Genomic DNA, 26,428 nt, shown 5'->3' with positions numbered 1-26,428 from the left:
ATTTGGTTAATCAGGATAAAACGTGATCTATCAATTATTTACCGACGAACAGCGGCGGCTGCTGGCAAACCTGGCCCAGTATTACGATGCCTACATGGAAGCAGAGCGTGCCAAGGTGGCCGCTGGTGACTATCCTCTGCACTGGAAAACGGTCAGCGGTCGGGAATACCTGTACCAGATCATCGATAGCCGGGGCAATGGTAAGAGCCTCGGACCACGCTCCGACGACACCACATCCCGCTATGAAGCATGGCACAGCGCACGCGAGCGAAGCGATAACGCCAAAGCTGCGCTCGTGGAAGTCGGGCGCATGTACCGCAGCCTGCGCCTGGGCAGCATCTCGGCCGAGGCTGCAGCCATTCTCCGGGAAGCAGATCGGCGGGGCATGCTCGGTACCGCGATCATCGTCGTTGGCACGAACGCCATGCCAGCCTACGAGATCGAGGCGCAAAGCCGCATCGGTACCGGGCTGGATGAAACGCAGGATTTCGATATGGCATGGCTGGGGAATCTTGTCCTGGCGACGGCCAGCCAATCCAGCGCTGCTGCCAATCCGGTCTGGACCATGCTCAAGGCCGTGGATTCAACCTATACCGTCAATACCGAGCGCCCGTTCCAGGCCAGAAACGCAAAGGCCTATGAGGTCGAATTGCTGGTCGCCCCAAGCCGGGCGCCATCGCTCGAAATTGGCGATCGCCCGGTACCCATTCCATTGCCCGAGCAGGAATGGCTGCTCAACGGCAGATTCGTCGACCACGTGATCTGCGGACGCGACGGAAGTGCTGCCCGAGTGGTTGCCCCGGATCCACGCTGGTTTGCGCTGCATAAGCTGTGGATGAGCGATCAGGAGAAGCGGAACCCGCTCAAACGTCCCAAGGACAAAAAGCAGGGTATCCGCCTGCTTGATGCCGTCGAGACCTACATGCCGCATTACCCGCTCGATGCCGGCTTTGCCGCAGAACTGCCACCGGAACTGTCGCCATACTTGGAAAACTGGCGGGCCACTACGGAAAGCCGCCCCCAAACTTCGTCGTGGTAAGGCTCACAGCCACGAATGAGCTCTGGCTTGCCAGAGCCCACTCGATTCTCAGGTCAAGCGACCGCCAAGCGCTTGGAAGTTTCCAGGGTTGCTGCCTCCCAGTCGGATAGCAGTGTTGTTTTCCCGGTTCCATCCGGCTTTTGGCGATCTGCGCTAGCCTTTCCAAACAACGCCTCAAGTTCCTTCTCGGCGGTAAGTACGGCAGGCTGCTGTAGCAATCGAACAAAAACCTCTTCGGTTTTCGCGGGATTGCCCTCGCAAACATTGCAGTAATCAAACCACAGCATTTCCACGTCTGGGATGCAGCCCCGGTGCCACTTGCGATCCCTGCTTCGAATATCGGGTAACGAGCGCTCAAGGATGAGCGGGCGAAGCGCCGGGAAGGCGAACAGCGCTCGTAGGAACAATGCCTTGCCTTCTTCCGTATCGCCTGCAACCAGTAGGCAGAGGCTGCGCACTAACAGAACGTGTCCATCCTGCGCATCGTCGGGCTTGCTGATCCGCGCTAAAGCAACTTTTGCTTTGGCATGCTCGCCATTGGCGGCCAGCAATGCGGGCAGGGAGATGCGAACACCGAGATTGTCGTCTTTGTTAAGACGCAATTGCCGCTGGGCGAGTTCGATAGCCAGTTCCATCGAACCAAATTCTGCACACCAGCGCATGTGAGCAAACAGCAAACGATGGTAGAAGCGATTGTTCAGGTAGTACCAACTGATTTCACCTTTGAATTGTGTCGGGATGAGCTGATTGGCACGCTGGATGGCTTCCGCCAAGATGGGGCCGGTTTTGGCCGGCTCCCCGTCTAAGTCCGTGATCGACGCGAGTGCCAAGCTGCCCTCAAGAAAATCCGGACGCTTCTTGGTGATCGTCTCGACGTAACGCCGGGCCTTGGTCTGTGCGGCTTTCGGTAGATCATCGTAACCCTGCCAAAGTGCATCAAGCTCCTCAACCAAGGCGGCGCATGCTGGACTCCATTGAAACTCCCCGCCGCCATCAACGGCTGTGAAGGCATACAGGGGTGCGGCACTGTCCTCGGGCCTTCGTTTGCACAGCAGAGACCACGTATCAGCGTTGTAGAGCTTGGCGAGGCTATCAAGGATGACTGGCAATGGTTGGCCGAGTGCAACCGCTAGGCGGCGTCCAAGGGCTTCCACGCCAGCGATTTGATCGGCGTCGGGCGAGTTGTCCGCACCAATAGCGATCAGCAGGGGGAGCGCGGGGAGAAATGGTTCAAAAACGTCGGCAGTGGCCATTCGCCGGCTGCCACGGTCGGGTGGCGCATAGTGTTCAACAAAGTGCTGGCACAAGGTCTGGAAAGCATGCCAATTTGGGAATCCGGCGCCCTGTGCGACGGCCTCCAGTCGTTTGCGGTGCCCGAGATCGGGTGCGGAGTCCTTCAAGAATCGGGCGAGGCGTTTGGCGGCATCGAGCAGACGCTCGCCCAGATGATCGGGCGCAACCAAGAATGTCGCAGACAGGTGAGACCCAATGCCAACCCGCTGGGCGGCAGCAATAAATTCGGTGCTATTCATAACGTGTCCTTTAGCGCCACGCTAAACAAACGGCTCACTCGTTCACCGGGCGCAAAAACACGATGAAATGGGGGTATGACTGATAGGCAGCTTGGTTATTCGGATTGGCCGATGTGAGCGGCAGGCGCACCAAGGAAGCACCGTCCGTAATGATCGGTCAGTTTTCGTGTGGCTGTCAAACCTGAGCGTATTCCGCGTGAGGGTACCGCCACCTCTTGGGAAAAATAGTTCCCCGTCATTCGCCGCGCCGTGCACCGGAAAATCCGGATATCCGAATACCCACCCCCCAAAGTAGCGGTTTAGAACGTCGAAATTCCGGGCCGGAAAGCGAAGAATCGTCAGACACTTCAATTTCCGGAACCTCGAATGACAATCTACGTCGATGACATGCGGGCTGGCTACGGCCAAATGATCATGTGCCACATGATCGGGCCGGAGGCCGAACTGCTTGAGATGGCGGATCGCATCGGCGTTAAACGTCGCTGGTATCAAGGCGATCATTTTGATATCTGCCAGAGCAAACGCAACCTCGCGCTGAAGGCCGGCGCCAAGGAAATTACCTCCCGGCAAGCCGCGGCCATGCGCCGCCGCCGCCGCGAAACCGGCGATCACGGTTCCCCAGCTGATGCGGAAGCCTGGGTAGCAAACTTCTTCCGCAGCCGAAGAACTGACAACCGCGTTGCTACGTCAGTCGGAGAACCGGCATGAAGCAGCCCTCGTCCCTGGATCGGGTACTTCTCGTTCGCTTGGCGGAAGATCACTACGACCCCACGTTAGCAAAGATCATCCCGGAGCAAATCCGTGTCATTCCGTGGCCAGGCGGCTCTGTCGAACCGATGATCATGCAGTTGCCGGAGGCAATGGCGAACAACCCGGTCGAAGCCGTCTGCTTCCTGCTGTCCATGACCGCGATCAACTATCGATTCTGGAACCAGTTGCCCGATGGCTCGGTGGGCCGGTACAAACACCTGGGCACATCCGGCGCTCGCGCCTTGTGGGCAGCGTTCGAGGGAGCATGGGGCGTGCTGCCCAACCACGGTACCGAACTCGCCAACCGCCTGAACGCCGGTGAGTTCGCCGCGATCTTCGGAAGCATCCAGGATCGCGAAGGCCGACTGGCAATCCTCGCCGAAGTTCTCAGCCCGGAAAAGCTGCCGGCGCTGGCCGAATGCCTGATCGCCGACATCCGGGCCAACAAGCGGGTAACGGTTAGCCAAGCAGCCTGCCTGGCACAGCAGTTCCCCTTGGCGTTCGACGATCCGTATCTGAAGAAGGCCCAGCTGGCGATGTCCATGATCGCCGCCTATCTCAGGAGCCACGATATCGAAGTCGATACGGCTGACCTGACCGCCTTTGCCGACTATCAGGTTCCGCGAGTCATGCGTGCCCTTGGCGTGATTGAATATGGCGTTTCGCTCGCCGACAAGGTTGATCAGCAGATACCCATCCAGGAAGGGAGCAGGGAAGAACAGGCGATCCGCGCCGCGACGATCCTTGGTTGCGAAGCAATCGCCGAGCACACCGGTGGAACATCAGCTGACATCGACAACCTGCTGTGGCTGGCGCAGGACCTGGCCGGCGACGCGCCCTTCCACCTGACCGAGACCCGGCGGTATTAATGGGAGCGAGCATGACCGCAACCACGCCACCCGTAACCAATCCGGAAGTCGACAGCGTCTGCGTCCGAATGTCGAACTGGATTGCCGACACCGCTCCAGACGATACAACCACCATCACGCTGAGCAGGGCGGAAGTGCAGTGGCTGCTTGCCGAAATCGAAGGCGGGCGCGAGGCATTCGGTACCGTCGTGCGGAACGCAGCGGGTCTTCGCAAGCGAATAGCCGAAATGCAGCGAACCATCGACACGCTCATGTCGATGCGCCGGTAGGAACCGAGTAAGTCCTGAGGGTACGGATTTGCCAACTTGTTATCAGAACGCAACCCGGTAACTTGGCAATGGCACCAACCAATCCCACGGCACAGGAGACTACTTTTCGATGGATCGCCTTCAGCTTGACCTCTTCGCTCCGGCTCTCGCCGCGACCGCCATGTATGACGTGGCCGTCACGCCGGAAGTCAGCGAGTGGCTGGCGGCAGGCGCCGTCTGTGCCCTTGGGGTCAGTGGAGGCAAGGATAGTCAGGCAATGGCGATCCGCTTGGCCGAATACCTCGACAAGATCGGCCACAAGGGGCCGCGCGTGCTGATTCACAGTGATTTGGGCGTTGTCGAGTGGAAGGATAGCCTTCCTGTCTGCGAGCGCCTTGCCCAGCGCCTGGGGTGGGAATTAATCGTCCTGCGTCGGTCGGCCGGCGACATGATGGACCGTTGGGAAGCGCGCTGGGCGAGCAGCCTGGAACGCTATTCAACCCTGTCCTGCGTCAAGATCATCCTGCCTTGGTCGACGCCTGGCATGCGCTTTTGCACAAGCGAATTGAAGACAGACCTCATCTGCCGCGAGCTGACAAAGCGGTACCCGGGCCAGAAGATCCTGTCCGCAACGGGCGTGCGCCATGACGAGAGTGCATCACGAGCCAAGATGCCGATCGCGGCCCCCCAGCCGAAGCTGTCGGCCCGCGGGTGCCAGGGGCTGAACTGGAACCCCATCGCGCCTTGGTCGACACCATCGGTCTACGACTACATCGCCCTCAAGCAGGAAGCCCTGCACGAGGCCTACACGGTGTATGGCAGCACGCGTGTCAGCTGCGCCTTCTGCATCATGGGCTCCGCCGGCGACCTGAAGGCGTCCGCATCCTGCCCGGACAACGCCGACATATACCGCCGAATGGTACGTCTGGAAATCGCGTCGACATTCGCCCTGCAGGGAGCAAAGTGGCTCGGCGACGTGGCGCCGCATCTGCTGACCGCTGAAGAGCGGGAAGGACTGGCCCAAGCCAAGCACCGTGCAGCTTTGCGCGTACAGGCCGAATCTCGGCTGACTGCAAACCTACTCTATACCTCCGGGTGGCCGGCCTGCGTGCCGACCGAGGAAGAAGCCAACTTGATCGCCGAGGTGCGTCTGGAAGTAGCCAGCATCCTGGGCATCTCCGTGGGCTTCACCACTGCCAGTGAAGTCATCGCTCGATACCAGGAATTGCTTGCCATCCGCCAAACCAAGGTCAAGGCAGGCTGACTGATGCACCAATCGCTCTTTCGACCCGCCTTCTGCGGTCACCTGAGTTCAGGAAGGAAATCCAGATGAGAACCAACACCGACGAAGCCGAAAACAAGTCCAGCAGCATGCTCAGCACGATGCTGTCGGGCGCAATGCCTCCCATGCCAACGCCGGCCCCGGGAGCGGTGCGAGTGCATCGTCTCGACGATGCCCGCCCCCAAGGCCGTCAAACCGCGGCAACGCTACCGCCGGCGCAAACGCTGAAACCCCGCGAATTCACGTCGGCCGACAAGGCACTGATCCGCCGGGTGCACGGGTACATGGCGCCGCTTCAACTGCTCGGCATCCTTAACGAACGCCTGGTATGTGACATGGGCGACAGTGCCGCGCTCTACACCATTGACCAACTGAAGGCCGAGATCGCCAGCGTAACCACGGCCGTTCCGGCAACCGGCAACGATTGGGGAACGCTCCGCAAGCTCGTCGCCAAGGCCCGGCGGCAAGGCGTCCTTGATCTGGTCAACGAGCAGGTCATCAATGATTTTGCCGTCGTGTACTCCCTCAATCAGAAGCAAGTCATGACCATCAAGGACATCTTGCTTAACGGAGACGAAGAATGAGCCATTCCCATACCGTGATCCGTCGCTCTGAAATGGTCGGTGCAAGCCTGAATCTGGGCGGCCAGCCGATCGACCTGACGGAGTACTCGACAACCGGCCTGATGGCCCTGGCTGTAGGTCCTCGCGGATTCGGCAAAACCAATGCCGGCCTTCTGATGGCCGAACAACTCTCCACGCAGGGGTGGGTTTCCGTGCTCCTGGATCCGGAAGGCGAGCTCGAATCCATCTATGGCGCCGCCGTGGCCGATGCCGAAGCATTGCGCGAACGGCTCATCGTGCGAGATACGCCAATCGTTGTCGTTTCCGCCAAGGATGCGCAGGAATTCATCCCCTATGGCCGGGTGGTCCTCGAGGTCGCAGACGAGCACCGCAAGCCACTATTCGTCTGCATCGACGAAGGGCAGTTGTTCAGTGCCGCAAGGAAACGCGCCGATGGGGTGGGCGAGGCCTGCGACATCATTGCCGAGTTCGCCGAACGGGGGCGGAAACGCGCTCTCGATTTGTTCGTAACGGCACTGCGCTATACCGGCACGCTGCACCGGACCATGTTCTCCAACTCGAATTTGAAGCTGATCGGTGCCCAGGAAGATCCCACCGCCTGGTCGGCGCTGGCGCCGATGTTCCGGTCATCCGGCATCGAGTTCAAGGATCTGAATGCCTTGGGGCCGGGCGAGTTCGTCTGCTTTTCGCGGCGCGGCATCGAGAAAACCCGCATGCCGATGGCCGACGGCCTGAAGAAGGTGGCGCCCAAGGCAAAGACCGTGAAGCGGACATTGCCGGCGACATTCAGCCAATGGGATCGTGCCATGCGCGAGATTTCCACAGAACGGCTGGAGGCACTTTCCGACCCGGTGGTCGAACTGCTGGGTGCGGTCGCTGGATTGTCCCCGCAGCAGATGCTGGCCGGTGCCCGGGCGCTCGGTGATGAATTGGAGGCGCGGGGGTGACCGAAAGGCCAAAGCTGTCCGATTGGGAAGCGTTTGTCATCGACAACGGCTGGCATGCGCAGGCATGCGAGCTGGCGGCAGTCATCGGGCAACCCATCGACGCGATACAGCGTCTGCGCAGCACCGGGGCATGTTCACGCCTGGACAAATCCAAGGACTTCGCCGAACTGTTTTCCCTCTGGCATGGACGCGAACCGGCCGAGGATGATTGGCCGCCCCCGCAGAAAAGGGGAGCGAATGGCACCTACGAATGGCAGCAGCCGGAGGTGGCGCTGCTGGCCAGCCTGGTCGGGCAGATCGGCATGGATGATATTGCCGAGGTCCTGACAGCGCGCTTGCGTGAAAAAACCGGCGACCAGGACGCAGAACGAACCCGCAACGCCGTTCAAGTCCGCATGAACCTCATCGGCCTTCAAACGACCGACGTCGTTGGCGGTATAACCACGTCCGCCGCGGCGCGCGAGATCGGATCGCTGGCCATCGTCAATCAGATGATCCAGAAACGGGAACTCCCAGCCAAGAAGGTGGGGCGGCTCTGGGTGATTCCCTATGATGCCTGGACCGCATGGAAGGCAAAGCGCGTTTTCCCGCCAGATGGCTACGTTCAGCTGAGCACCATCCGGGAAATCCTGGCGATTCGCAGTGACAAGCTGTCCGAATATGCCCGGATGGAGCTGATTCCAACTGCAGTCCGCTGCAACCCGTACGGCACCAAAGGACCGTCGTCGAAATTCGGCACCTGGTGGATATCGAAGGAAGTGGCCGAGCAACTGGTTGCCGATCGACGGGCCGGGCGCAAGATGCCATGGCACGGCAAATACTCGGACAACCTGCGAACCTCATTCAAACTCTGGGAAAAGCGCAAGCACCCCGCAACATGCAGGACCTGTGCCGACATTTGGGGGGAGCAGGGCGCTCCAACGACCTTCGAGGACTACGCTGCCCGCTACCCGGCAATTGCCCACGGCGCCAAGCGCCATCTGACCCGCCCCTGGTCACCAGGCATCACGCTCGAGGAGGTCGCCGAGCAGGCCGGCCGAAGTATCGATGTCGTCAGGCTGGCCATCACGAACGGCGTTCTGGCTTCAACAATCGACGGAGAGGTTGAATACGTCTCCCGGACCGACGCCACGCGGTGGTGCGCAAGGAAATGTCCGGACGGCGAGAGCGAGAGGTCCTGGATATCGCTGAAGACGGCCAGCGACAGCTACTACTTCACGATCGAGGAACTGCGCGCCTTCATCGCCGCCGGCACGCTGACGCTCAAGGTGGGGACTGCGGGCGCATCACGCGGCATCGAATACGTTTCCCGCCACCAGTGCGGCCAGCTGCGCGAGAAGATCGGTTTTACCGAAGAAGAGGCGGCGCAGCGACTCGGCCTGACCGTCGCCCATTTCCGGCACCTACTGGACGGGGTGGATTGGCGCAAGGCCGCGAAGATTCCGTTGATCACGGTCGACGCAGTACGCAAACGCATGGAATCACGCAACGGCTACAGCATCGAGGACGCGGCGAGCCGGGTAGGAAAGACGCCTCAGTGGGTACAGGAGCGCATCGAGGACGGCACCATCCGCATATCAAGCGTGCCTTGGGACCAGCGCATCATCTACATCACGAAACCAATGCTCAAGCGTCTGCAGGCAGCAGCAGCCGGCGACCGCACCAAGCCCGAGAAACTCGGGGCAGAGTGGCTTACGTTGAACGACGCTGCCATGGATGCGGGAGTGTCAATGGCAACGCTCAACGAATGGGGCAACAAGGGCGAGCTCGCCTACCGTGAATCCAGTCGGAAGCGCCATTACCACATTGAAGCGGTCAGAGCCCGGGCACGGAAGTATTGGCAAACCGTCCGCTTCCATAGGGCCGAGCCGCCGGCCTGGCTGCAGGAAGAAACCCGTCAGGCCTGATTCTGGCGACATATGGGCGAACGACTGGGAATCAACTTGCATTAATCCTTCCACTGCCCATACAATGAACTCGGCTTTGTCGAAGCCTGCAGCCCACCACGCGAACCCGCTCCGGCGGACGACACATGGAAATCCTTTTTATTGGCAGATTCTGGTAGTGGGCGCCACTGAATCAATGCCGTATTAAAAAAGGACTTATCCATGGTCACAAAAACCACCATCATGCGTATCAAGAAGACTGCCAAGCTTTACGGGAAAGGCGGTCAGATTCCCCATCACCTTGCGCTGGAAAAAGCAGCCAGGGAGGAGGGATTCAAGTCGTACCATGAGGCGATATCAGGAAGCATGGTTGCCATGTCCTCGTCGATAAAAGAGACCGATACATCAGCGATCCGCATAGATGAATGTCTCCTTGGAACCCGTGCCCTCATCCGAGCTGAACAGGCAATCAAGTTGGGGGCCCGCCCGATGGTTGCAAGTGCTATCTCGGGCCTCGCTACGGGGACGGTGCACAGGATGTATCGTGCTATTACCGGGAACCAGCCGCCCGGCGGTCGTTTACCAGGTTCCTTGTCATGGTTCTTGTCCACAAATGAACGCAAGGCTCAGGCTGCAAAGATCGCCACTATCAGCAAACGGATGTTTGGGCATGACCGAACATCGCTGGATAACCCATATTTAGCGACCTATGAGGAATACAAGCGACAGATCAAAGGGAATGCTGAATTCAGCTTCGATCTGGTTTTTGCCTATCTTCGCGTGATTAACCAATCGGTGCACGCCTAGGACTGCCGCCCCAGGGGCTTGAGCATACGGGGGCGGCGGCGCCCCCAACGCAGATCATGGCATGAAGAGCCATCTAGAATTCGAAACAGTCGTCAGTAGCATGGGAACCATCATGACGACACAACTCACCATCCACACCAAAGCCACCGCCGCCCCCAACCTGTTCGAGGCCTACTGGACCACCGGACGCAAGCAGGGCGTGATCGAAGTTACGATTTCCGATCCGAACACCCAGGATGCAGCAATCATCGCCGAACTTTCCGCGATGCACTTCCTGCTCAGCCACAAGGAAATCTGCGGCAGCGACCGGGCCGGCAACGGCATGGAGATCAACGTCACCTTCGGCGCCATCCGCAAGGTTGCGCAGAACGCCTCCAACAAGAAGCATCTCTTCGCCCACAGCCGCTTCCTTCTCACCCGATACGCCGAGGCAAAGATCTGTGTTTCCAAGGACAGTGACTGGATAAGCTTGGCGCGCGCCGAGAACCGCCGCGAGCAGTTGGTGATCAACGAGCCGTTGCCAGAAATCATCCAGGTGACCGGATTCGGCAAGGTCGGCCTGTCCTTCCACATCATCGATCGGATGATGGAACGTGCCAACTACAGCAGCATCGGAGCCGCTTGGCGCCATCTCTGTCGTATGCTCTCGGGTGGGCAGGTATCGGAAGTTCCTCTGCCGGCCGACGTCGCCCAACAGAAGGCCGCCAAACACGGCTCCGTCGGCAAACACTTGCGCGTCGCGGCCGAGCCGTGGCGCTTCGTCCTTAGCAACGGCAACCGCGGCCACCAGGTCAGTATGCCGATGCTGGTAACCGCCTACGTACGTGCATAGGTAATGAAACGTAGCTCAGACAAAATTTGAGGGCATGAGTGCATCAAAAAGGAAAGGACCAACATGAGTTTGGGATCAACGATAACCGTGCCGACGATGTTGGCCTGCGGTGCGCAAGCCAGATCACTACCGAGTAGCCTGGAATTGGACGGGCAAGGGGTGCCCTATCGAATGATCACTGCAGTCAGCCATGACCATGACTAATAAAACCGTCACGAAACATGATGTCGCATGGGAAAAGCACTTCGCATTGCTGAAGAAAATTTATCAGTCTGGCGACATCGGTAGCGTAGTTCGGACAACCGTGATCGACGATTTGAACATCGGCGCATGGGTCGCAAACCAACGCCACGCCCACGGCAAAGGGAAACTTTCGACAGAGCGAACCGCGAAACTTGAGGGGATCGGTTTCATCTTCGAACCATTCGTTTCACGGTGGGACAAGCATTTTGTCATCCTGCAACGCCTTCACGAAGCTGGCACAGACATCAATCTACCGAGGGATGCGATCGTGGACGGACTCAATATCGGACGCTGGCTCGAGAGTCAGCGATATAGGGGCTACACGAAAGGGAGACTATCAGCCGAGCAGATCACGTTGTTGGAATCCATCGGCATGAAATGGACTTTGGGAAAGTGATGTTGAGGCCACGCTTATATTGGTGGTAGCATAAGCACCGGTAGCTGGCGTTACCGAACCCAAGCCAGCAATTCATCGGGCATCAAGCCCTGCGTCCAGGACGCACACCTATCCAGTTGTTTCAGCCCATCGAGAACCTTCAGCAGAGCGAAATTGTGCTCCGTTGAGGATTTTCTACGTCGTTTGACGTGAATCGGTAGCTGGCAGCACCGGGCATTGCGCCTAAGCCAGTATTTCAAACCCACGCGGGGTACTACTCTCCGTATGGGGGTGGTGTCTCCGCATCTTTTCTGGAGACTCATCATGTCGCAAACCACCACGTCCCAAACGCCGAACATGGCCAGCCCTGGCGAAGTCATCGCCGATATCGCCTTCATGGCAGGCAATATGTTCGCGGCCGGCAAGCTTCCCGAGGTCGAAAACTCTCGCGATCTGATGTCGGACATCATGGTCTGGGCCAACCAGTTCGAAGAAGCTTTCGACCAGGAAGTCCACGGCGATGACTATATCGAGTTGATCGACGCGTTCGCAGAATACCGCCTGCGTGGCAAGGATGCCGACGCCGAGCGCATTCTGTCCATGATGAAGCGCCTGAAGGCGATTCGCTATGGCACGATCGATATCAACGCCAAGGCGCAGCCTGCTGAAAAGCAGACCACCGTCGAGGAACTGCCGGGCTATCTCTTCACCAATCGCGGTGTCGAGGGCTGCAACGGCGCGTACGTCCTGCCCCCGGGCGGTCGTGCAAACATCGACAGCGATTGGCTCGGTTTCTTCCCGACCATCGATGCAGCAGTTGCGGCGGCCACCAGCCATCGCGACCGTCTGCAGAAGAAGGCCGCCTAGTGCGGACCCATCACCAACCCTTGGAGGGGCCTGTCCCCTCTGGGGGCGGGTGCCTACCATCCACCACCTAAGCGCCATTCAATCACACCACCTATGAGGGGTTTTCTTGCCCTCATGGGGCGGAACTCCCCCAATTTAAAAGGGGAAGCAAATGATGACCAAAGCCGAAAAAGCTCACGATACGAAGACCTTTCGTGCAGCTCGTGAACTTTCAGCTCGTATCGCAGAACTGCCCAGCCCGGTAACGGATGAGCAGGTCCTGGAAGTGATGCAGAGCCACAAATGCAGCAAGCGAGTCCTGTCCGATGCCTTCGCGTTGCTGGATAACGAAGCATCCCGGTTCGCCAACCACCAGACTTGGCATCCGCGCCTGCGCAGCTTGCGCAACAATCCGAATGTCGGCGAACGCATGTTTGCCCTGTTTCAATAAGGAGTCCGCGATGAACATCAAAGACCTCGAATGGAAACTGGGACTGTTTTCCGATGCGGCGGTATTCGACGCAGAAAGCAAGGAAGCCTTACGCCATGCACGCGATATCGTTGCGGCGCTTCGAGCCGCACGGGATCTGCCGAACACCTTCAACGCCAAGGACCTGGTTGCGGAAATTTGGGCTACCCAGGAAAGCAGCAACCCGGGGCGAACCGATGAGGAAATCGTTGACCAGACCAATCGTCTGGCGCGCGAGATGCTCCGGTTGACCGGTGTCGGCTATGAGGTGCCGGAAGGCTATCAGTTTCATCTTGAGAAGGACCGTCATCCCCGAGCGCGCAATGCGTGGGATATGGCCCGTACCGCTCAGGAGATGCTGACGAGCACCGATCCGCAAGATGCGCTGGATAACCTTGCCGGCTGACGATCGACAGTCGTCCAGTAATTCAAAGTGGCAGGCCAACCTGCAACACTGCCCCGCGCCCAGGATCTTCCTGGCCGGGGCATTTTCCCATCACCTCACCGGCAGGAAAGCCGGGATGTACCGTTTCTGCAACCCTGGAAGCCGATTTAGATACGCGAGCCCATCTCTGAACCTGAGTACAGTCGAGACAATACGCAACGGTCGCCACGCCACAGAAGTCTCGCCGGCAGCAGTTGCCTTCATCCAGATTTCCGGCAATTAGATTGTGCAATCCAATTATGGCTGATACCACACGGCAGGCCCCGACCCCACTGGTCTACAAGGAATGGCAGGACGCCTGGGAGTTCTTCAACGAGCGCCTGTTTAAGGGAGAACTGCCGCCCTGCTTGATTACCTTGCATCGCCACCCTCGCAGCCGTGGCTATTTCGCCGAAGACCGCTTCGTGAATCGGGACGGTGAAACGACTGACGAGATTGCGCTGAACCCGGAATACTTTGCCGCACAATCGCCAAAGAGCGTCCTTTCTACGCTGTGCCACGAAATGGCACATTCCTGGCAAGCACATTGTGGCCAGGACAAGAGCCGTCACACCTACCACAACACGGAATGGGCCGACAAAATGACGGCCATCGGGCTGGAGCCCAGCAGCACCGGCATGCCGGATGGCAAACGTACCGGCGAGAAGGTTACCCACTACATCATCAAGGGCGGACCGTTCGACGTCTTCTGCGATGAACTGCTAGCCACCGGTGATTTCGTCAGTTGGTTCGATCGGCACTCCGCCGTCGACGGCGAACTGAACCACTATGTCCACGCCGGCGGGACGGTTGAGCCCAGTACCGTACAGAACGTAGAACAGCCTGCAGATGCGCCCGAGGCCGAGGCTCATCCCACACCGGCGCCACAACCAGACGAGGCTTCTGCCGCAACTGCTCCCGCGAAAGCAGCACCGCCCCCGGCCGCCGCCCCCGTTGGAAAGGCGCTTGGCGCGCAAGTCGCGGCGAAACTGAGCACGCCGACAGCCAGAAAGGCTGCCAATGGCGGCGTGAACAAGTCCAACCGGGCAAAATACGTCTGCCCAGATTGCACCGTTGCCGCCTGGGGCAAGCCCGGCCTCCATTTGATATGCGGCGCCTGCCAACAGGATATGCCGGCCATCACGGAATGAGCGGGTCGATTGCTTCCAATGGTCAAACAGTAGCCACTGGCAATTTCTGCAACAAACGGCACAATAACGTCATAGATCGTCTAGCCGAGAGCCATCCGTAGTTTGCCCAGCGCACACCGAATACCGCACTCTCGGCCCAAAAAACATACATAGGGAAACGGAATGTTCCGAGCGCTCGAATCAAAACGAGGTGTAGAAGTCGGACTAGCCATCTGGCTAATCTGGTTTGCTGCAGCCTGTATTGAGGTGGTATTTGATCCATTCAACTGGATGGCAACCTGGTCCACCATGAAACCTGGGTGTGTTGAGCAACTGCACCAAATCCGCAGTGTTGGCGAGGGAATTCATCTGATGACGGCGGCCGCGTGTGAAACCCCAATGACCATTGGGGTCGCACATCATGTCTCCAGTTTCGGCCTCATCGTATTCGCCTTAATCTGGCTCCGTGCCAAAGCACGCTTCGACACCATGCATAAGGGTTGCCGCAAAATCGGGACGGGCGAACAACAAAGGAATTGACCATGCAAAGTCTATTTAGCGAATGGTTCTGGTCAGAAGAGATGGCAAATAAGGCGGCGAGACGACTGGAGCGCGAGGGCTACAAAACGTCCGTTGCCTACGAAATGCGGGCGGATGGTAGTCATGACTGGCTGCTGCAAGCCTATTAAACAGGAGAAGGTACAAGGTATGGCAAGCGTGACACTTACGATTAGCGACCGCCCTGGTGGCGAATTGCAAGTCGCCTTCAAGGGCGATGGGTTGAAAACTGCCTCAACCCTTAATAAGAATACTGCTGCCCAAAATGCTGCGATTGCGCTGTCTTTCTGGATGAAGGAACACGGGTTGGGTGGGGATACCATTCCGGATCTTGAAAACGATGACGCTTTGAATGCTTGGGCAGCCAAGCATCAGACTAAATAGAAAAGCAGCCTCCTATTTTCAACCACGAAGGCACAATCGCTGGGAATCATTGCTGAAACGGCCGACTCCCGATAGCATACCGAGCATGAGGTAGCTGGCACCACCTCGGCACCACGCCAAAGCCAGCCATCATCGGGCCGACCGGCTAAAATTCCATCCATAAAGAGATTCCTGTGCCGAGCGACCACGCTCCGTCGAGGATTTTCTACGCCTTTGCGCGTGAAACGGTAGCTGACATCACCGGACATTGCGTCGCAGTCAGCATTCCATCAACCCATGCGGGATCATCCCGCTGGGGATGCTTCCGCAACTTTTACGGAGCATCACATGGCATTGAACAACGCAATCCTCATCTACGAGGAAAACGGCCAGATCAAGCAACGTTTCTGCCCTGAGCAGGAGGCGCGGGAATTTCTCGCCACTGCTTCGAAGGAAATGCGTGGCGGATCGATGTTCGCATCTGATGGGATGGAGGCCGAGTTTGTGCTCAGCATCAGCCCAGACCTTCGCGATCGCGTCGCTGCAGCAAAGACCAAACTGAAGTCGGATACCCGCTTGCGGGATCTTCTGACCAAGCACGGCGTGCCGGTCGACCAGGATCTCCGGATAGCCATCTACAAGGCTTTCGAAGACTGGAAGTCCGGCATCTGAAAACCACTTCAACCCGTCCCGGGGGCATCCCCGGAAGGGGGCGCTCCTTTTCCAAAGGAGTTCATCATGAAAGCAGGAGATATCGTGTGGGTGAAATTCCCGTACGAAGGCCAGTCAGCCGACAAGCCGCATCCTGCCCTCGTGCTGGATGTCCTGGAAGCCGGGCAAGCTGTTCTCGCCTACGGCAGTTCCAAGCACGTCGATGGCAATTGCCCGCCCCCCAATGAAGTGACCGTCACGGAACCCAACGACCTGCAGGAATGCGGTCTGAGAGTTCCAACCCGGTTCGACCTGGGAATTCGGGCAAAAATGACCGTTCGCCGCAGTGACCTCATCGGTACGCTGCCGACACGGAAGCACAAGCAACTGGTCAAGGCCGCGATCGTTTGCGGCTTGATCAAGGCTTGATTTACTGACCCCTCCGAGTACCCTTTTAGGTGTACCCGGAGGTTCATCATGAAACGGAGAAAGAAAATTCAGTTCCCGAAGATCAAAAAGCACCATCAGGTGCCTGCCGAAACGCAGTATCCCGGCCTCGTAGCGCTTCTCCAGGAGTCCGGCCTGCTCGATGAGCAGGGCAAGCTCACGGAAGAGGGCAAGAAGGCCGTCAACGATCGCGGCTAATCGCCGACCATCGCCACGCCAGCCGGCGTGAGCAAACCATCCCAAGAGGGGCATCAACCCCTCGCGGGGTGGTGCTCCTTCACTTTTTGAAGGAGAACTTCATGAGCATTATCGAAAACGAGTATTCCACGCTGGTTCGTGAGTGTGCTGAGCAAGGGCGTCAGTTGATGCAATTGCTCAGCAACAGGGGAACCCCGGAACCGCTCTATCTTTACGCCCGCGAAAGCAAACCTGGGGAACCTGGGCGGTTGTTCCTTGTGCGCGATGCTGCCCCGAACCCTCACGGCTACAAGCTGGTTACGGGCGAAGGGTTGCGTATCAACGTGCCGTACGACAGCTACTTCCAGTGGATCTATGAGCGTGCTCGTTCTGCTCGGATTCTGCGTATCGAAGAAGCCGCTTAAAGCGTACCAAATCAATCCCAAGAGGGGCATCAGCCCCTCGGGGTGGTGCTCCTTCATTTTTTGAAGGAGAAATACATGAGCAAGCAAGTCTCAGCCAAGGAACTGGCAGAAATCGTCACAAAACTTCTGACTGATCCCAATAGCTCAGGAGAACTGGACGGCTTTGAAACGTTTCAGCAGTTCATGACGGACATCGCCGAGGTCGTCTGCGACCACTGTGGCGGGGAAATTCACAATCCGGCCGATCTGCTCGAGGACGTCTGGTACGTGGGCATCCACGGAAATGATTCGCTGCCAGATGCCTTTGGCGGTATCTGGCGCGAGTACGACAGAGAAGGGGAATTGTTCGCCGAGACATCAGCTGAGGCTTTGGCCGAATCTGGCGTCACGGACTATTGCAATCAGGTATGCGGCGGAGGCAATTGCGGCACTGGCGATCTTTGCCAGTACGGCATTGACCACAAAACGCACATGCCCCCTACGAACCGCAACGTGTTCCTTGAAATCATGGATGCCAAGGCCATGTCGATCGGGGCGCCGAATGCAATCGTAGGTGCCGATACCGTAGAGGTTCGCCATGATCTGGTGGCTGCCGAACTGCTTTCGCAGTATCCGGCCGATACCATCATCACGCGTGAGCGGTATGACGCGAACGATGCCTTCGGGGAAGCGATCTGCTGGCTGTCACCGTTCTTCGAATTCCCGAACTGGGAAGGAAGAACGCTCGGCGAACTGCTGAACGCCTATCCCACCGGTGCTGACCGGGAGTGCAGCAACGTCCTGCAGTACCGGACGAACTCATCCAACAAGGATGGGATTCATGCAAAGAACGTGACACTGGCTGAAGTGCGCGCGGCCGCACCGCTACCGGGAAACCGCTGGCTGCTGCCTGACAACGCAACTCTCCAACTGATCACTGCAGGCTGCTCGTCAGTCTGAAGCGTAACAACCAAAGGAAGCGCCCGAAAGGGTGTTTCCTTTCCTGGAAAGGGCACCATTGGGCCGGCACCGGCGTTCGCGAACTCCACCCAATTTCTGCTACTATATCCAAACGGTAGCTGGCGTTACCGCTCAAAGAAGCCAGCCGGTCAACAGACATCAGTCCTGACGCGCCAATTGCGCGAAATCCCCTATCTCCGAAAGTCCTGTCCAGAGCGAATACGCGCTCCGGTGAGGATTTTCTACGTCATAGCGACGTGAAACGGTAGCTGATCACACCGGGCCTCTCGCCTAAGTCAGCATTTCAAATCCGCCCACCGGGTCGCAATCCCGGTATGGGAGCGGCTCCAAGGGCATTCACTTTTGGAGAAAGCAATGAAAAAGTATCTCATCACAACCGTGTTTGCCCTGCTGCTGTCGATCACCGGCATCAGCAATGCCATGGCCCGCTGCGACGGCTGCACCTTCGCAGCTGGTGCAGCAACGGCAAGTGCGGTGATCATGGCAGCCCAGATGTCGCGCCCGGCCTACTCGGCGCCTGCGTATTACCAGCAGCCGTCGTATTACCAGCCGCAAGCCTACTATCAGCCGCAACCGCAACCGTACTATCAGTCGATGCCGTCGTATTACCAGCCGCAACCGCAGCCGGTTTATGCACCGCCGGTTCAGACTGTGTACGTACAGCAGCCCAGTCCGCAGCCTCAAAGCAACTGGTATTACTGCCAAAGTTCTTCGCGCTACTACCCGTACACGAAGCACTGTCCGGAAGGGTGGATGGAAGTTGTTCCGCGCCGTCCTTGATGTAACCGTCCGCATTCCTGAGTTCTAAAGAGATTGGCCAGTGGACGCTGGCTGATCAACTAAACAACCGCCCGAACTCACCTTCGGGTGGTTGGGCAGAAGACAGAAAAGGAAAGACGATGGCCAAGTACGAACTGGTCCCGCCTGAGTTCAATGGAGCGACCAATGAAACCGATAGCCTGGTGTTCTGGGTAGAGTGCGCAATGGAGCCTGAGGAGTTAGCGGCATACCTGAAGCGAGAGCTTGGAGGTATTGTTGCCAAGTGCACGCCTCTGCCTGAGAGCTTCGACATGGATTTCAAGCTGCCGAAGGACATGAAAGCCCTAAAGCATAAAATTCAAAAACAGGTTCGTGAACATCAGCCTATAGCCAACCGGCCGAAGTAATCTTTCAACCCACGCGGGGAAGCCATTTCCCAGCGTGGGGAATGGTGTCTCCGCACGCTTCATGGAGAACCATCATGTTCCAAAACGACGATTTGCAGTGGTACCCGACCCCTCAAAAGTTGGGGCGGCAGGCCTGGGCAAAGTTCAAAAACCAGAACTTCATCCGCGTCCTCGAACCGAGCGCCGGCGACGGTGCTCTGATCAAGGCGCATCCGCACTGGGATCAACGTGGCTACTACCGGATGCCTCCGGTCGACGCCATCGAAATGGACCTGACGAAGCACGATGCCATCCGCAGTTGTGGCGCGGATGTAGTCGGCATCGACTTCATGTCCTTCGCGAACGGGGCCATGTACTCTCATGTGATCCTCAACCCGCCGTTCAAGTATGGTGCGCAGCACGTCCTAAAAGCCTGGGAAATTCTCTGGGACGGGGAACTGGTTGCCATCATCAACGCCGAGACCCTGCGCAATCCCTTCTCGAAGGAACGCCAGATGCTGGCGCGGCTCATCCAACTGTACGGTGAGGTCGAATTCATCCAGGACGCCTTCCAGGGTTCGGATGTCGTTCGTGAAGCCGAAGTCGAAATCGCGCTGGTCTACCTGAAGAAGGAAGCCAACCTCGATGTCGATATCTTCGGTGACATGTTCGACGGCCTGGCCAATGACGGTGAAACCGGCGAGGGCCTGGCAGGGCAGTTCCGCCAGATGTTCGAAGTGGCTTTGCCCAATTCGCTGATCGAAAACCGCGTGGCCACCTTCAACGCTGCCGTACGGGCAATGCAGGGGGCCGTGTTTGCGGAAGCCAAGGCAATGCATTACGCCAGCCTGCTGGGCAAGACCATGGCCGAGCATATCGACCAGAAGGGTGCGAAAGCGAGCAATGTCGAGACACTTACCTACGTCAAGACCACAATCGCCGAGCGCTACGGGAAGCTGAAGGATTCGGCCTGGGCTGGAATCCTACGGTCCTCCAATGTGACCTCAAAGCTGTCGTCCAAGGCACAGCGTCGTGTTGAATCGGAGTTCGAGCGCATCAAGAAACTCGAATTTACCTGCCAGACGATCTACGGTTTCCTCTTGGGAATCGTGGAAAGCCAGGGGCAGATCCAGATCGACATGGCCTGCGACGTGTTCGACGCCATTTCTCAGCATCATTCGGATAACACCGTCTGGTACAAGGGGTGGAAAAGCAACGACAAGCACAGGACCTGCGGCCGGAAGATCAAGCTGACGCGCTTCGTGATTCCTCGGAATCGCACCTGGTGCGATAGCCTGGACTGGGACTCGATGCAAATGCTCCGGGATTTCGACAAGGTGTTCGCAATGCTCGATGCACAGGCGGCACCGGAAGTCAGTCTCGAAAGCCTCTTCACGAACCATCTGCGGGAACTGAAGCACGGGGCTCGTCTGAGTGGGTCGTACTTCGACGTCCGGTTCTATCCTGGCGCGGGAACGATTCATTTCTTCCCGAACAAGAAGAAAAACCTCGTCGACCGCCTCAATCGCCTGGTAGGGCGCCACCGTCAGTGGCTACCGGATCAGGACAAGGGCGTGAGCGAGAACTTCTGGCTTGCCTACGACAAGGCCGAGAAACTGGATGCCGAAGTGCATAAGGCGACGGCCAAGAGCAGGGGAACCTCCTGGGCCACTCCGTTCCACAGGATGTTCTGCCGGGATGGTGAAGACCGCGCTCAGGCGGAGGCTGTGATCGTCGATGCCATCGAAAGCGTACTGGAGGCGAACGGCATTTCGCCACACTTCCAGGCGCTCGAGCATACCGGCGCTCCGAAGCAGCAGCCGCTGTTGTTGGCAGCTTAAAGGCGAATAGCCAGCTACACGACGGGTTTCCGTCGTGTAGCCCTTTCTTTTCCGCAGGAGAACCCTGACCAGAGCGGCGCTCCGGTGAGGATTTTCTACGCGCAAGCGTGAAACGGTAGCTGGCAATACCGGGCATTGGGCCTCAAGCCAGCATTCATCAAACCCGTCCGGGGGAATCCTCCCTCGGGGCAGGTTCTCCTTGGACATCATTTCGGGAGTGAATCATGTTGCAATCAGCCATTTTGGCTAACCCGCCGATCGGCAAGCTCGCCGAGCAAGATTTTGGTGTTCGTCTGCCGCTGACGGTTCTGGAATCGCAAAAAGGTTTCTTCCTCGGAACAATCGATGAGGAAGGCCCAGTTTCCCGCGAGAGCGTCGAATACTGGACCGAAGAAGCCGATGCCATCGCAGCACTGAAGACCTCGAACACTGATACCCAAGCATGGACTCAGCGTACCGAAGCCTGACGTTGCACCGGCAATCGAACAATCAACCCAAGCGGGGATTCATCCCCGTCCCGGGATGCTCCGCAATTCTCAGGAGACACACGTGGAAGGACTCAACTCGATGAAATTCTCGGAACTGCTCGATGCGTATCTGGACCTCCGTGGTCAGGACGCCGCAAGCTACGAGAAGGGCTACAAAGTCTATTACCGGCACCTGGATGAACTCCGGGTTGCTATGGATGCCAAGATCGAAGGTAAACCGGCGCCGGCCGCCAGCGTGTCTGGCGATGCCGTAACGACCTTTGCCGACATCAAGGCGATGCTGGTGCAAGTCACAACACACCAGGCTCTCTGCACGCTGAACGATGACGTCGAGAGACGTTTCAATGCGATGCAGCTGAGCATGACGGACGCAGATTGGCAAGAATGGACGTTGTTGGTAGCGGGCAAGGCATCGCAGTTGGATGTGACCGCCTCTACCTCCAACCCCGTACGCACCATGACCTACGATGAATTCTCGGCCCCCCTGTCGCCGACGGAATCCCCCGTCTTCGACCAAAGCGCCGGCGGGTTCATTGTCATTTCGCGCCCGGATCTCGGTTCGTTCCCGAAGTCGTACCGCGATGCGCTCGACGCTCTCGCCAGAGAGCAAGGCGTCACGCTCAAAGACTGAAAAGTCATCTCACAACCCGCCTGGGCCTCACTTCCCGGCGGGTTGTGAGGCCCGATTCATTGGAGCCTCACATGTTGGAATGGCTTGAACCATACCGAAACGGAACCAAGGTCAGCACGGCACAGGCGATCGCCGCCTATGCCAGCTACTACGGGACCGACGAAAGTTGCGACGAGCTCGGTCTGGATGAAGAAGACGGCTCGGCCATCCCGCGCTGGCCCCTCCGGGGCTACGCGAGCATGACCGGCACGCTTCGCAATCTGGCTGCACTCGACGACGCTGGCTGGCACGTGCTTCTCTCGCCGGCCGGATCACTCAACCCCAAGGGGCGACCCTACGCGCTCGACAACGGCGCGTGGACAGCCCACCAGCAAGGAACCGAATTCGACAGCGACGCCTTCATGCACGCCGTCGATAAAGTTGGCGAAAAGGCTGAATGGATCGTACTGCCCGATATCGTGATGGGTGGTCAGCGATCCCTCGACCTTTCCCTTTCATGGCTGGAAAAACTGGCAGGTCTGCCGGCCAGACTGCTGATTGCCGTGCAAAACGGCATGACGCTCGATGACGTCAGGAACCACCTCAACCCAATGGTTGGCATCTTCGTTGGCGGTGACAGCGCCTGGAAGGAAGAAACGACCCCGATGTGGGGAAGTCTTGCCCGCCGGCGGAACTGCTACCTGCACGTCGGTCGCGTAAATTCGCAACGTCGCATCGCGATCTGCGCAGCTGCAGGGGCAGATAGCTTTGACGGAACCTCGGTGACTCGATACGCAGTCACCATGCGTCCACTCGATGCCGCACGTCGGCAATCCGACCTGTTCCCGGCCTCCGGGATCTGGACAGACATTTGACCGCCTGAAAAGGCTTAACCCACCGGGGACCATCTTCCCGGCGGGGAGGGTGGGCTCCCGGATTCATTGAAGGAGATTCACCATGCAAGTTATCGAAAAGAAACACGCCAAGGGCCGCACCTTCGAAATGCAATTTGACTCGAAGAACATGCTGCTCCTGGTGATGCGTTATGACGAAGCGCCAAGCTTCGCTATCGGCTGGCTGCTCAACGGCCGCTGGTGCTACCAACCGCTGATGTGGTCGTGCCGGGCTGGCCGGAAGTTCTGGTTTCGTCCGTTGGTCGCGTTCTACCGCTACATCCGGAAGAACAAGATCACGGATCACAGCCTGCGCTTCCTCGCCTGGGGTGAAAATCGCCTCAAGCACGGCGGCTACGTCTTCGGCAGCGAAAGCTACCTGCGCTGGAAAGCCATCGGTGACCGTCGTGCGGAGGAGCGCAAGCGCGAAGCAGATATCGCGGCTACCGTACGCCATGCGCTGACACGTCTCGACCTCGGCGATCGCTGGACATTGGAAATCGGCAGCAACGATTTCTATGTCTTCAACGAGCAGACGCCGGCCGCCGGGATGAACACCGGTTGCATCACCGTCAAAGTCGTCTTCGACAGCATCTTCATTCAGCGGATCACGGGCACCAGTACCCGCCCCAACGATCCCGATCCGTTCAGGAACATGAAGATGCGCCGTGAGCATGCGCCCCAGCGAATCGCCAATGCCGATCAACCTTCCATGCAGTTGGTCGACGAAGCGATGCGGGAAATCGAGAACCTGATGGCCGAACGCTGCAAAGCGGGCTGGCCTGGTATCGAACGCGCCGCCTGAAACCACCCAAGGGGAAAGCCCCTTGGGGCTCCCAGCCAGACAGGAGTAAGTCATGATCGAAGTCATCCAGCACCGGATTCGGATTCTGCCGTTCAGAGCCACACCCCATGAAGGGGAGATCGCCAAACTGGCGGTCCAGAACTACGGCTTTGTTCTCAAGGATCATCCGTTCGGCACGCCGACGCGATATTCCTTCTCGGAATTCGCAGCCAAGATCGAGCAACAGTACGGCACCACGAACCCGCGCAATGCGGAAGTCGTGGGCGTCCTGCAGGCTCTGCACCAACGCAATACCGCGATGCACTGACCGGTAAGCGGACGCCACCATTCCTCACGGAATTGGTGGCGTTTTCTTTTCCGGCCACCGTGTTTTGCCACCTTGTAAACACGGCGTTGCTGGGCACACTGACTGGAGTCAAAGCACTCATCCAACACATCATGCTGCTCATCATCCCTATCATTTTCGCCATCTACCTCGCCTCGAGCGCTATTTTCATGCCGCCGGGTGTTGCGCTGGCCCCTGTAGCGCAGCAAGCGCCCGTAGCCCATGTCCACTATCTAGCCAAGGGTGTTCTGCAGGTCAATCCGGACACCCTCGCAACCCGCTTCATCCCGTACGGTCGCGGCATCGAGGACCGTCGGAAGAACAGGGCATAAGGGAGAAGCCGCATGAAACTGTTCAACCCGATTGAGATGATTGTTCGTCGCCTGGGTGAGATCGAGGACGATATCGACAACGCCGCTGCACTGATCGAAGCCAAGTTGTCCGATCTGCCGCAAGCGGGAAACGCATCCGGCGATATCGAACGGATCATTACCGAGGAACGAGACATGCTGCTGACCAAGGTCAAGCGTCGTTTCACGGATTCGGAAATTGAGGCAGCAGACGTCATGTGCAACCGCTGCAATGACTCTGGCCTGTGGGCAAATACCAACCGAGTAGGGCAGGGGGCGGATCGCTTCCGGCTGGCCATCGACAACGCAGGTGGAAGCATCCGGTACGTGCCGGAAGGAAACCAGGTGTCGGCACACGTCTTCGCCCACTACAACCTCAACACCGGCCGTGCTGTCGTACTGATGATCGCCGGCAGCTTCGGTACCAGCATCACGAATGCAGCCGATCGAATCATCCCGTTTATCCAGCGCCAGCATATCGGCCGGCGCGGAATCCGGTGGAAAGACGTGGCGTGGATCTACCGAGACACGATGATGGCCTGGGATCAGATTCTGGTGACCGGCTTTGACGGCGGCAATCATGCCGCCATCGGATTTGCTCCCCTAGGCAAGCGAACCGAGCAGGATGCTATGGCCGTGCTGACAGCCAATGGCATCGTCCTCGATGGGCATGATCTTGCTCACATTCAGAGGGCGCTGTGGCTGCGGAGAAAGGTCTGAACCAATGAATATCCATGATGGGCGAATTGGGCTTTCAAGCGACGAACTCGAAGACCTGAGACGGCGAGGATTCTCTGTCTCGCAGCACACGAACCATTACATGAATGGCATCGTTGCGTCGTTTGGTGACGTGACAGTTGGCCTGTACAACTGGCTGGACGGGCTGGACGCATACGTTGGCGATACGCAGGTGCTCATCAAGACCGAAGAGCAGGCTCAGCGCTTTCTTGCAGTGATGGATAGCTTGGTTGAACTCAACAAAGCTATCGAGCCCAAATGAGCCGTAACGGCTCGCCTTTTCCCGATCTTGTCGAACTTTCATAACCCCTCAAATGGCATTTTAGCCACTGGCTGAACTCGACCGTAACCGGGAACAATGCGGTCTTTCATGGCGTGTTTCCCCCCGCACTGATATTGCTTGCCGCTGGCACGTCGGCTCCGGATCTTCCGAGCGGTATCACCAAAGGTGTGGTTTCCCCCCGGATCAAGCCCGGGAACGTGCGAAGTGCTTGTGGCAGCCGGAACAGTACGGCATCAACACGCAAGGTGACTTGGCCAGGCCTTTCCGGGTAGTGCCAAAGAACACCGCGAGTCACCTTGACGTGTTGGTCTTTCCCAATCAAATGGAGCACACATGCTGAAAAGTTCGATAGCGCGTTTCCTGTCCGACATAGTTGCTGTCCAGCGAAACCATCCCGCGGTTGCCGCAATGATCTGGTTGGGGTCCAGCCTGGGTGCGGCGCTGGTGACGTTCCCGCGAAGCGTGACCGATCTGCCAATGTTGGCAATGCTAACCGCTGTCGCAGCCACAGTCGGATGCCATACCCTGTCCCGGTATGAAAAGGTCCTGGAAGCGCGAATGTCAGCACACGAAGGCGGGGTCAAATGGCAAGTTGCCGTCAATGGCATAACCGTTGGCGAAATGAGCGATGCGGTATACGCAGGCATCTGCCATTCGGTGTTTTTCGATGCTCGTGTGTATGGCGCGCAACTTCTCAACTTTGCAAACGTCGGCTGGTGGCTCACGAACCACCTATTTACCGGGATACCGCTGGTTGCCTTCTGGGCCGCCTTCAGTTGCTTCGTGTTCGCACCGGACAACTTCGTATCTGCGATGGCCGTGCTCCAACAACTGACTCCTGCGCAGGCGGTCGCCGCGGTCCCAACCCTGGTCAATCTGTTCTTTATTACAGCGATCATGACCATCGGGATACGGATTGCCATGGGCGGTTACTTCGGCTTTGTCGATCGTTTCGACCAGGCATGTAACGACCGCATCCGCCGCGCTCTCAACTGCGCTACTTACGGTGAGATTTCCATGTTCCATTTCGGGGGCGGCACCATTACCGATCATCTGACGCCGGCCAGCCCGCAATAACGATCGTGACAAGGGAAGGGGAAAAATC

The 26,428-nt window shown here is 58.1% G+C and carries 36 protein-coding genes; 35 read left to right on the top strand and 1 reads right to left on the bottom strand.

The genetic code is table 11. The annotated features are described in order from the left end of the window. Positions 1-22 precede the first annotated feature (22 nt). Positions 23-1,039: a GSU2403 family nucleotidyltransferase fold protein gene (locus AC07TV_RS19255; protein WP_494649991.1), complete on the top strand. Its 1,017-nt coding sequence runs from the start codon at positions 23-25 to the stop codon at positions 1,037-1,039. A 53-nt stretch (positions 1,040-1,092) separates the two neighbouring features. Here AC07TV_RS19255 and AC07TV_RS19250 read toward each other — a convergent pair whose 3' ends face one another. Next, positions 1,093-2,571, bottom strand: a complete 1,479-nt coding sequence (locus tag AC07TV_RS19250; RefSeq protein ID WP_494649990.1) for a tetratricopeptide repeat protein — start codon at positions 2,569-2,571, stop codon at positions 1,093-1,095. Positions 2,572-2,937: 366 nt separating this feature from the next. Between AC07TV_RS19250 and AC07TV_RS19245 the strand changes: the two genes are divergently transcribed. The 34 genes from AC07TV_RS19245 to AC07TV_RS19080 all read left to right on the top strand — a co-directional run bounded on the left by AC07TV_RS19245 (position 2,938) and on the right by AC07TV_RS19080 (position 26,400). Then, positions 2,938-3,279, top strand: a complete 342-nt coding sequence (locus AC07TV_RS19245; protein WP_494649989.1) for a DUF4031 domain-containing protein — start codon at positions 2,938-2,940, stop codon at positions 3,277-3,279. Continuing rightward, a complete protein-coding gene (locus AC07TV_RS19240) occupies positions 3,276-4,190 on the top strand; it encodes a queuosine salvage family protein (RefSeq protein ID WP_494649988.1) in 915 nt (304 codons plus the stop codon). The genes AC07TV_RS19245 and AC07TV_RS19240 overlap by 4 nt, the downstream gene beginning before the upstream one ends. Before the next feature lie 11 nt (positions 4,191-4,201). Beyond that, complete coding sequence (locus AC07TV_RS19235) at positions 4,202-4,459, top strand: hypothetical protein (RefSeq protein WP_494649987.1); 258 nt, start codon at positions 4,202-4,204, stop codon at positions 4,457-4,459. A 109-nt stretch (positions 4,460-4,568) separates the two neighbouring features. Then, entirely contained in the window at positions 4,569-5,702 is a 1,134-nt protein-coding gene (locus tag AC07TV_RS19230; protein WP_494649986.1) for a phosphoadenosine phosphosulfate reductase domain-containing protein, read from the top strand. Between the two features lie 65 nt (positions 5,703-5,767). Then, the gene (locus AC07TV_RS19225; protein WP_494649985.1) at positions 5,768-6,304 is read left to right on the top strand and encodes a hypothetical protein; all 537 of its coding nucleotides are present in this window, start codon (positions 5,768-5,770) and stop codon (positions 6,302-6,304) included. Further along, the gene (locus AC07TV_RS19220; protein ID WP_494649984.1) at positions 6,301-7,251 is read left to right on the top strand and encodes a hypothetical protein; all 951 of its coding nucleotides are present in this window, start codon (positions 6,301-6,303) and stop codon (positions 7,249-7,251) included. The genes AC07TV_RS19225 and AC07TV_RS19220 overlap by 4 nt, the downstream gene beginning before the upstream one ends. Next, positions 7,248-9,158 carry a hypothetical protein gene (locus AC07TV_RS19215; protein ID WP_494649983.1) on the top strand — a complete coding sequence of 637 codons (1,911 nt, stop codon included), beginning with the start codon at positions 7,248-7,250 and terminating at the stop codon, positions 9,156-9,158. The genes AC07TV_RS19220 and AC07TV_RS19215 overlap by 4 nt, the downstream gene beginning before the upstream one ends. Before the next feature lie 201 nt (positions 9,159-9,359). Continuing rightward, complete coding sequence (locus AC07TV_RS19210; RefSeq protein ID WP_494649982.1) at positions 9,360-9,944, top strand: FlhC family transcriptional regulator; 585 nt, start codon at positions 9,360-9,362, stop codon at positions 9,942-9,944. A 112-nt stretch (positions 9,945-10,056) separates the two neighbouring features. Next, on the top strand, positions 10,057-10,776 hold the full coding sequence (locus AC07TV_RS19205) for a hypothetical protein (protein ID WP_494649981.1): 720 nt from the start codon (positions 10,057-10,059) through the stop codon (positions 10,774-10,776). A gap of 190 nt (positions 10,777-10,966) precedes the next feature. After that, positions 10,967-11,416: a helicase associated domain-containing protein gene (locus tag AC07TV_RS19200; RefSeq protein WP_494649980.1), complete on the top strand. Its 450-nt coding sequence runs from the start codon at positions 10,967-10,969 to the stop codon at positions 11,414-11,416. A 303-nt stretch (positions 11,417-11,719) separates the two neighbouring features. Then, positions 11,720-12,262, top strand: a complete 543-nt coding sequence (locus tag AC07TV_RS19195; protein ID WP_494649979.1) for a hypothetical protein — start codon at positions 11,720-11,722, stop codon at positions 12,260-12,262. Between the two features lie 151 nt (positions 12,263-12,413). Beyond that, positions 12,414-12,692 carry a hypothetical protein gene (locus AC07TV_RS19190; protein ID WP_494649978.1) on the top strand — a complete coding sequence of 93 codons (279 nt, stop codon included), beginning with the start codon at positions 12,414-12,416 and terminating at the stop codon, positions 12,690-12,692. Positions 12,693-12,702: 10 nt separating this feature from the next. Beyond that, on the top strand, positions 12,703-13,116 hold the full coding sequence (locus AC07TV_RS19185) for a hypothetical protein (RefSeq protein WP_494649977.1): 414 nt from the start codon (positions 12,703-12,705) through the stop codon (positions 13,114-13,116). Positions 13,117-13,394: 278 nt separating this feature from the next. After that, a complete protein-coding gene (locus tag AC07TV_RS19180; protein WP_494649976.1) occupies positions 13,395-14,285 on the top strand; it encodes a SprT-like domain-containing protein in 891 nt (296 codons plus the stop codon). Between the two features lie 162 nt (positions 14,286-14,447). Beyond that, a complete protein-coding gene (locus AC07TV_RS19175) occupies positions 14,448-14,804 on the top strand; it encodes a hypothetical protein (protein ID WP_494649975.1) in 357 nt (118 codons plus the stop codon). A 2-nt stretch (positions 14,805-14,806) separates the two neighbouring features. Then, positions 14,807-14,953, top strand: a complete 147-nt coding sequence (locus AC07TV_RS19170) for a hypothetical protein (protein ID WP_494649974.1) — start codon at positions 14,807-14,809, stop codon at positions 14,951-14,953. After that, on the top strand, positions 14,928-15,206 hold the full coding sequence (locus tag AC07TV_RS19165) for a hypothetical protein (protein ID WP_494649973.1): 279 nt from the start codon (positions 14,928-14,930) through the stop codon (positions 15,204-15,206). The genes AC07TV_RS19170 and AC07TV_RS19165 overlap by 26 nt, the downstream gene beginning before the upstream one ends. A gap of 327 nt (positions 15,207-15,533) precedes the next feature. Next, entirely contained in the window at positions 15,534-15,857 is a 324-nt protein-coding gene (locus AC07TV_RS19160; RefSeq protein ID WP_494649972.1) for a hypothetical protein, read from the top strand. Positions 15,858-15,923: 66 nt separating this feature from the next. Next, the gene (locus tag AC07TV_RS19155) at positions 15,924-16,265 is read left to right on the top strand and encodes a type II toxin-antitoxin system PemK/MazF family toxin (protein ID WP_494649971.1); all 342 of its coding nucleotides are present in this window, start codon (positions 15,924-15,926) and stop codon (positions 16,263-16,265) included. Between the two features lie 48 nt (positions 16,266-16,313). Beyond that, positions 16,314-16,481, top strand: coding sequence for a hypothetical protein (locus tag AC07TV_RS19150; RefSeq protein WP_494649970.1), 168 nt, complete (start codon positions 16,314-16,316; stop codon positions 16,479-16,481). 101 nt (positions 16,482-16,582) lie between these two features. Next, a complete protein-coding gene (locus AC07TV_RS19145) occupies positions 16,583-16,885 on the top strand; it encodes a hypothetical protein (RefSeq protein WP_494649969.1) in 303 nt (100 codons plus the stop codon). A 75-nt stretch (positions 16,886-16,960) separates the two neighbouring features. Beyond that, positions 16,961-17,824 (top strand): hypothetical protein, encoded by an 864-nt coding sequence (locus tag AC07TV_RS19140; RefSeq protein WP_494649968.1) that lies wholly within the window; start codon positions 16,961-16,963, stop codon positions 17,822-17,824. A 375-nt stretch (positions 17,825-18,199) separates the two neighbouring features. Then, positions 18,200-18,625 (top strand): hypothetical protein, encoded by a 426-nt coding sequence (locus AC07TV_RS19135; protein ID WP_494649967.1) that lies wholly within the window; start codon positions 18,200-18,202, stop codon positions 18,623-18,625. A gap of 119 nt (positions 18,626-18,744) precedes the next feature. Next, positions 18,745-19,011, top strand: a complete 267-nt coding sequence (locus AC07TV_RS19130; RefSeq protein WP_494649966.1) for a hypothetical protein — start codon at positions 18,745-18,747, stop codon at positions 19,009-19,011. A 74-nt stretch (positions 19,012-19,085) separates the two neighbouring features. Further along, on the top strand, positions 19,086-20,831 hold the full coding sequence (locus AC07TV_RS19125; RefSeq protein ID WP_494649965.1) for a DUF4942 domain-containing protein: 1,746 nt from the start codon (positions 19,086-19,088) through the stop codon (positions 20,829-20,831). Between the two features lie 224 nt (positions 20,832-21,055). Next, complete coding sequence (locus AC07TV_RS19120) at positions 21,056-21,298, top strand: hypothetical protein (RefSeq protein WP_494649964.1); 243 nt, start codon at positions 21,056-21,058, stop codon at positions 21,296-21,298. A gap of 82 nt (positions 21,299-21,380) precedes the next feature. After that, on the top strand, positions 21,381-21,950 hold the full coding sequence (locus AC07TV_RS19115; protein ID WP_494649963.1) for a hypothetical protein: 570 nt from the start codon (positions 21,381-21,383) through the stop codon (positions 21,948-21,950). A 71-nt stretch (positions 21,951-22,021) separates the two neighbouring features. Beyond that, positions 22,022-22,804, top strand: a complete 783-nt coding sequence (locus AC07TV_RS19110; protein ID WP_494649962.1) for a hypothetical protein — start codon at positions 22,022-22,024, stop codon at positions 22,802-22,804. Positions 22,805-22,886: 82 nt separating this feature from the next. Then, a complete protein-coding gene (locus tag AC07TV_RS19105; RefSeq protein ID WP_494649961.1) occupies positions 22,887-23,627 on the top strand; it encodes a hypothetical protein in 741 nt (246 codons plus the stop codon). A gap of 52 nt (positions 23,628-23,679) precedes the next feature. Continuing rightward, a complete protein-coding gene (locus AC07TV_RS19100; protein WP_494649960.1) occupies positions 23,680-23,934 on the top strand; it encodes a hypothetical protein in 255 nt (84 codons plus the stop codon). A 131-nt stretch (positions 23,935-24,065) separates the two neighbouring features. Beyond that, positions 24,066-24,284: a hypothetical protein gene (locus AC07TV_RS19095; protein ID WP_494649959.1), complete on the top strand. Its 219-nt coding sequence runs from the start codon at positions 24,066-24,068 to the stop codon at positions 24,282-24,284. Between the two features lie 12 nt (positions 24,285-24,296). Continuing rightward, the gene (locus AC07TV_RS19090) at positions 24,297-25,022 is read left to right on the top strand and encodes a hypothetical protein (protein ID WP_494649958.1); all 726 of its coding nucleotides are present in this window, start codon (positions 24,297-24,299) and stop codon (positions 25,020-25,022) included. A gap of 4 nt (positions 25,023-25,026) precedes the next feature. Continuing rightward, positions 25,027-25,302 (top strand): hypothetical protein, encoded by a 276-nt coding sequence (locus AC07TV_RS19085; protein ID WP_494649957.1) that lies wholly within the window; start codon positions 25,027-25,029, stop codon positions 25,300-25,302. A gap of 354 nt (positions 25,303-25,656) precedes the next feature. Continuing rightward, entirely contained in the window at positions 25,657-26,400 is a 744-nt protein-coding gene (locus AC07TV_RS19080) for a hypothetical protein (RefSeq protein WP_494649956.1), read from the top strand. The last annotated feature ends 28 nt before the right edge of the window (positions 26,401-26,428 follow it).

This window comes from Azonexus sp. GW821-FHT04F04 (assembly GCF_059420025.1).
The sequence above is the reverse complement of the archived record's forward strand: the minus strand, read 5'-3'. Positions and strand labels throughout refer to the sequence as shown.

Excerpts from the sequence above, each read along its gene's own strand:
- AC07TV_RS19250 (WP_494649990.1), bottom strand. The coding sequence starts at position 2,571 with ATGAATAGCACCGAATTTATTGCTGCCGCCCAGCGGGTTGGCATTGGG.
- AC07TV_RS19245 (WP_494649989.1), top strand. The coding sequence starts at position 2,938 with ATGACAATCTACGTCGATGACATGCGGGCTGGCTACGGCCAAATGATC.
- AC07TV_RS19240 (WP_494649988.1), top strand. The coding sequence starts at position 3,276 with ATGAAGCAGCCCTCGTCCCTGGATCGGGTACTTCTCGTTCGCTTGGCG.
- AC07TV_RS19235 (WP_494649987.1), top strand. The coding sequence starts at position 4,202 with ATGACCGCAACCACGCCACCCGTAACCAATCCGGAAGTCGACAGCGTC.
- AC07TV_RS19230 (WP_494649986.1), top strand. The coding sequence starts at position 4,569 with ATGGATCGCCTTCAGCTTGACCTCTTCGCTCCGGCTCTCGCCGCGACC.
- AC07TV_RS19225 (WP_494649985.1), top strand. The coding sequence starts at position 5,768 with ATGAGAACCAACACCGACGAAGCCGAAAACAAGTCCAGCAGCATGCTC.
- AC07TV_RS19220 (WP_494649984.1), top strand. The coding sequence starts at position 6,301 with ATGAGCCATTCCCATACCGTGATCCGTCGCTCTGAAATGGTCGGTGCA.
- AC07TV_RS19210 (WP_494649982.1), top strand. The coding sequence starts at position 9,360 with ATGGTCACAAAAACCACCATCATGCGTATCAAGAAGACTGCCAAGCTT.
- AC07TV_RS19205 (WP_494649981.1), top strand. The coding sequence starts at position 10,057 with ATGACGACACAACTCACCATCCACACCAAAGCCACCGCCGCCCCCAAC.
- AC07TV_RS19200 (WP_494649980.1), top strand. The coding sequence starts at position 10,967 with ATGACCATGACTAATAAAACCGTCACGAAACATGATGTCGCATGGGAA.
- AC07TV_RS19195 (WP_494649979.1), top strand. The coding sequence starts at position 11,720 with ATGTCGCAAACCACCACGTCCCAAACGCCGAACATGGCCAGCCCTGGC.
- AC07TV_RS19190 (WP_494649978.1), top strand. The coding sequence starts at position 12,414 with ATGATGACCAAAGCCGAAAAAGCTCACGATACGAAGACCTTTCGTGCA.
- AC07TV_RS19185 (WP_494649977.1), top strand. The coding sequence starts at position 12,703 with ATGAACATCAAAGACCTCGAATGGAAACTGGGACTGTTTTCCGATGCG.
- AC07TV_RS19180 (WP_494649976.1), top strand. The coding sequence starts at position 13,395 with ATGGCTGATACCACACGGCAGGCCCCGACCCCACTGGTCTACAAGGAA.
- AC07TV_RS19175 (WP_494649975.1), top strand. The coding sequence starts at position 14,448 with ATGTTCCGAGCGCTCGAATCAAAACGAGGTGTAGAAGTCGGACTAGCC.
- AC07TV_RS19170 (WP_494649974.1), top strand. The coding sequence starts at position 14,807 with ATGCAAAGTCTATTTAGCGAATGGTTCTGGTCAGAAGAGATGGCAAAT.
- AC07TV_RS19165 (WP_494649973.1), top strand. The coding sequence starts at position 14,928 with ATGACTGGCTGCTGCAAGCCTATTAAACAGGAGAAGGTACAAGGTATG.
- AC07TV_RS19160 (WP_494649972.1), top strand. The coding sequence starts at position 15,534 with ATGGCATTGAACAACGCAATCCTCATCTACGAGGAAAACGGCCAGATC.
- AC07TV_RS19155 (WP_494649971.1), top strand. The coding sequence starts at position 15,924 with ATGAAAGCAGGAGATATCGTGTGGGTGAAATTCCCGTACGAAGGCCAG.
- AC07TV_RS19150 (WP_494649970.1), top strand. The coding sequence starts at position 16,314 with ATGAAACGGAGAAAGAAAATTCAGTTCCCGAAGATCAAAAAGCACCAT.
- AC07TV_RS19145 (WP_494649969.1), top strand. The coding sequence starts at position 16,583 with ATGAGCATTATCGAAAACGAGTATTCCACGCTGGTTCGTGAGTGTGCT.
- AC07TV_RS19140 (WP_494649968.1), top strand. The coding sequence starts at position 16,961 with ATGAGCAAGCAAGTCTCAGCCAAGGAACTGGCAGAAATCGTCACAAAA.
- AC07TV_RS19135 (WP_494649967.1), top strand. The coding sequence starts at position 18,200 with ATGAAAAAGTATCTCATCACAACCGTGTTTGCCCTGCTGCTGTCGATC.
- AC07TV_RS19130 (WP_494649966.1), top strand. The coding sequence starts at position 18,745 with ATGGCCAAGTACGAACTGGTCCCGCCTGAGTTCAATGGAGCGACCAAT.
- AC07TV_RS19125 (WP_494649965.1), top strand. The coding sequence starts at position 19,086 with ATGTTCCAAAACGACGATTTGCAGTGGTACCCGACCCCTCAAAAGTTG.
- AC07TV_RS19120 (WP_494649964.1), top strand. The coding sequence starts at position 21,056 with ATGTTGCAATCAGCCATTTTGGCTAACCCGCCGATCGGCAAGCTCGCC.
- AC07TV_RS19110 (WP_494649962.1), top strand. The coding sequence starts at position 22,022 with ATGTTGGAATGGCTTGAACCATACCGAAACGGAACCAAGGTCAGCACG.
- AC07TV_RS19105 (WP_494649961.1), top strand. The coding sequence starts at position 22,887 with ATGCAAGTTATCGAAAAGAAACACGCCAAGGGCCGCACCTTCGAAATG.
- AC07TV_RS19100 (WP_494649960.1), top strand. The coding sequence starts at position 23,680 with ATGATCGAAGTCATCCAGCACCGGATTCGGATTCTGCCGTTCAGAGCC.
- AC07TV_RS19095 (WP_494649959.1), top strand. The coding sequence starts at position 24,066 with ATGCTGCTCATCATCCCTATCATTTTCGCCATCTACCTCGCCTCGAGC.
- AC07TV_RS19090 (WP_494649958.1), top strand. The coding sequence starts at position 24,297 with ATGAAACTGTTCAACCCGATTGAGATGATTGTTCGTCGCCTGGGTGAG.
- AC07TV_RS19085 (WP_494649957.1), top strand. The coding sequence starts at position 25,027 with ATGAATATCCATGATGGGCGAATTGGGCTTTCAAGCGACGAACTCGAA.
- AC07TV_RS19080 (WP_494649956.1), top strand. The coding sequence starts at position 25,657 with ATGCTGAAAAGTTCGATAGCGCGTTTCCTGTCCGACATAGTTGCTGTC.